General features: G+C 73.0%; 4 protein-coding genes. All 4 read left to right on the plus strand.

Annotation, left to right across the window (positions count from 1 at the left end; all coding sequences use genetic code 11):
* Positions 1-725 (plus strand): LysR family transcriptional regulator substrate-binding protein (locus ACE3Q3_RS23695; protein ID WP_374450219.1); only part of this gene is annotated, 725 nt, incomplete at its 5' end.
* A 100-nt stretch (positions 726-825) separates the two neighbouring features.
* Positions 826-1,317, plus strand: coding sequence for a formate dehydrogenase subunit gamma (locus ACE3Q3_RS23700; RefSeq protein WP_374450221.1), 492 nt, complete (start codon positions 826-828; stop codon positions 1,315-1,317).
* On the plus strand, positions 1,314-2,885 hold the full coding sequence (locus tag ACE3Q3_RS23705; RefSeq protein ID WP_374450223.1) for a formate dehydrogenase beta subunit: 1,572 nt from the start codon (positions 1,314-1,316) through the stop codon (positions 2,883-2,885). Before ACE3Q3_RS23700 ends, ACE3Q3_RS23705 begins: the two co-directional genes overlap by 4 nt.
* 17 nt (positions 2,886-2,902) lie before the next feature.
* Positions 2,903-3,098: 2Fe-2S iron-sulfur cluster-binding protein (locus tag ACE3Q3_RS23710; RefSeq protein WP_374450225.1), on the plus strand; the 196-nt coding region annotated here is incomplete at its 3' end.

The raw sequence follows: 3,098 nt of genomic DNA on the forward strand, positions 1-3,098 counted from the left end.
GGGCGCGGCGCATCCTGGCCGAGCGCCGGCGCCTCGACCAGGAGATCGCGGCGCTCCATGACGGCCTGTCCGGCGAGCTCAAGCTGGGCGCGGTGCCGGCGGCGCTGCCGACGATCGGGTTGCTGACGACGGCCTTCCACCGCCGCTACCCCGACGTCCGCCTCACCGTCGTCTCGCGCACCTCGAACGAGATCCAGCGCGCGCTCGACGAGTTCGCCCTCGATGCCGGCGTCACCTATCTCGACAACGAGCCGCTGCACGGCGTCCGCGGCACCGCCCTCTATGCCGAGCGCTACATCCTGCTGACCCCGGCCGACGGCCCCTTCGCCGGCCGCCGCGACGTCGGCTGGGCAGAGGCGGCCGACGCCTCGCTCTGCCTTCTGACACCGGACATGCAGAACCGGCGCATCATCGACGGCATCTTCCGGGAGGTCGGCAAGACGCCGCGGGTGCTGGTCGAAACCAACTCGGTGATGACGCTCTGCTCGCACATCCGCACCGGCGCCTGGTCGAGCGTGTTCCCGCACAATTTCCTCTGGGTCTTCGGCACCCCCGCCGGAATGCTGGCGCTGCCGCTGGTGGCGCCGATCCGGACCCATGCCGTCGGCCTGGTGGTTCGCCACGAGGACCCGCTCTCGCCGCTGGTCCGGGCGCTAGAAGCGGTGGCGCGCGACGCCGGGATGGTGGCGGAGCTCGAGCGATCGGCGACGACATTCCCGGCGTGATCGCTTTTTGCGATTGCAGAGTGTGGAAAACTCGTTTGCCGCCGACGGTGCCGCCTCCCAGACTCGACCTGGGACAGCGCAAACAGCGGAATCACCGTCGATGGCCGGGCCTGCAGCCGCCGTGCCGAGCGCCGCGTTCGACGCGGGCGCCGTGATCGAGATCGCCGAACGCCTGCGTGGGCTGGAAGGGCCACTGCTGCCCATCCTGCACGCCATCCTCGACCGCTTCGGCCATGTCGACGACCGGGCGGTCCCGCTGATCGCCGACGTGCTCAACCTGTCGCGCGCCGAGGTGCATGGCGTCGTCGGCTTCTATCACGACTTCCGCCGCGCGCCGGCCGGCCGGCATGTCGTGCGCCAGTGCCGCGCCGAAGCCTGCCAGGCGATGGGTGGCGAGGCCCTGGCGACCGGTCTCGAGCGCGCCTACGGCATTCCGTTCGGCCAGACCACGCCCGACGGCCGGGTGACGCTCGAGGCGGTCTACTGCCTCGGCAACTGCGCCCTGTCGCCGGCGGCGATGGTCGACGGCGAGCTCGTCGGCCGGGCCGATGCCGACGCCATTCTCGCCCGCACCGGAGGCGGGGCGCGATGATCCGGGTCTTCGTTCCGGGCGATGCCGCCGCGCTCTCGGTCGGCGCCGACGCGGTCGCCGCCGCCATCCGGGCCGAGGCGGCGGCCCGCGGCGACGCGGTCGAACTGGTGCGCACCGGGTCGCGCGGGCTCTTCTGGCTGGAGCCGCTGGTCGAGGTCGAGCGCGGCGGCCGGCGCTTCGGCTTCGGCCCGGTCCGCGCGGCCGACGTCGCCGGTCTCTTCGCCGCCGGCTTCCCGGCCGCCGATCGCCATCCGCTGGCGCTGGGCGCGGTCGGGGACCTGCCGTGGCTCGCCCGCCAGCAGCGCCTCACCTTCGTGCGCTGCGGCGTGGTCGATCCCGCCTCGCTCGCCGACTACGAGGTCCATGGCGGCCTCGCCGGGCTGCGCCGCGCGCTGGCGATGGCGCCGGCCGACATCGTGCGCGAGGTGACGGAATCGGGCCTGCGCGGCCGCGGTGGCGCCGGCTTTCCGACCGGCATCAAGTGGAAGACGGTGCTGGAGGCCGACGGCCCGCGGAAATACATCGTCTGCAACGCCGACGAGGGCGACAGCGGCACCTATGCCGACCGCATGCTGCTGGAGGGCGACCCTTTCCTCGTGATCGAGGGCATGGTGATCGCGGGCCTCGCCGTCGGCGCCGACAAGGGCTTCGTCTACATCCGCTCGGAATATCCGCACGCCTTCCGCCGTACCGAGGCGGCGATCGCGACCGCCCGGGCCGCCGGCCTGCTCGGACCGGACGTGCTGGGCAGCGGCCGCGCCTTCGAACTGGAAGTCCGGCTCGGCGCCGGTGCCTATATCTGCGGCGAGGAAACCTCCCTCCTGGAGAGCCTGGAGGGCCGCCGCGGCCAGATCCGCTTCAAGCCGCCGCTCCCCGCGGTCCGCGGCCTCTTCGGCCGGCCCACCGTCATCAACAACCTGCTGACGCTGGCGACGGTGCCGACGATCCTGGCGAACGGGGCGGCCGCCTATCGCGACTACGGTTCCGGCCGCTCGCGGGGGACGATGCCGATCCAGCTCGCCGGCAACGTCCGCCACGGCGGGCTCGTCGAGCGCGCCTTCGGCCTGACGCTCGGCGAGATCGTCGAGGAGTTCGGGGGCGGCACGGCCAGCGGCCGTCCCGTGCGGGCGGTCCAGGTCGGCGGGCCGCTCGGCGCCTACTGGCCGACGACGCTGTTCGATACTCCCTTCGACTACGAGGCCTTCGCCGCCCGCGGCGGCATGGTCGGGCACGGCGGCGTCGTCGTCTTCGACGACACCGTCGATCTCGCCCTCCAGGCCCGTTTCGCCTTCCAGTTCTGCGCCATCGAATCCTGCGGCAAGTGCACGCCCTGCCGGGTCGGTGCCGTGCGCGGCGCCGAGACCATGGACAAGGTGATCCGCGGCCAGGATCCGGTCGCCCACCTCGGCCTCGTCCGCGATCTCTGCGAGGTCATGCGCGACGGGTCGCTGTGCGCGCTGGGCGGGCTGACGCCGATGCCGGTGGTGAGCGCGATGGACCACTTCCCGGAGGATTTCGACCGCCCGCGAAATTCCGACCGGCCGGCGCAGGATTGCGCGGCCGATTGAGGCGAGGAGAACAGGCCATGTCGCTCGCGACCGTCGCCGATCTCGGCACCCCCGCCCGCCCCGGCAGCGCGACCGTGACGCTGGAGATCGACGGCCGCCCGGTGGCGGTGCCGCCCGGCACCTCCGTCATGCGCGCCGCCGCGCTGGCCGGCGTCGCGGTGCCGAAGCTCTGCGCCACCGACTCGCTGGAGCCGTTCGGCTCGTGCCGACTCT

The sequence above is a fragment of the Allostella sp. genome (assembly GCF_041913585.1).
In the GTDB taxonomy this organism is placed as follows: domain Bacteria; phylum Pseudomonadota; class Alphaproteobacteria; order ATCC43930; family Allostellaceae; genus Allostella.

Bases quoted from the DNA above. Each gene is read 5' to 3' on its own strand.
- ACE3Q3_RS23700 (WP_374450221.1), top strand. From the start codon at position 826: ATGGCCGGGCCTGCAGCCGCCGTGCCGAGCGCCGCGTTCGACGCGGGC.
- ACE3Q3_RS23705 (WP_374450223.1), top strand. From the start codon at position 1,314: ATGATCCGGGTCTTCGTTCCGGGCGATGCCGCCGCGCTCTCGGTCGGC.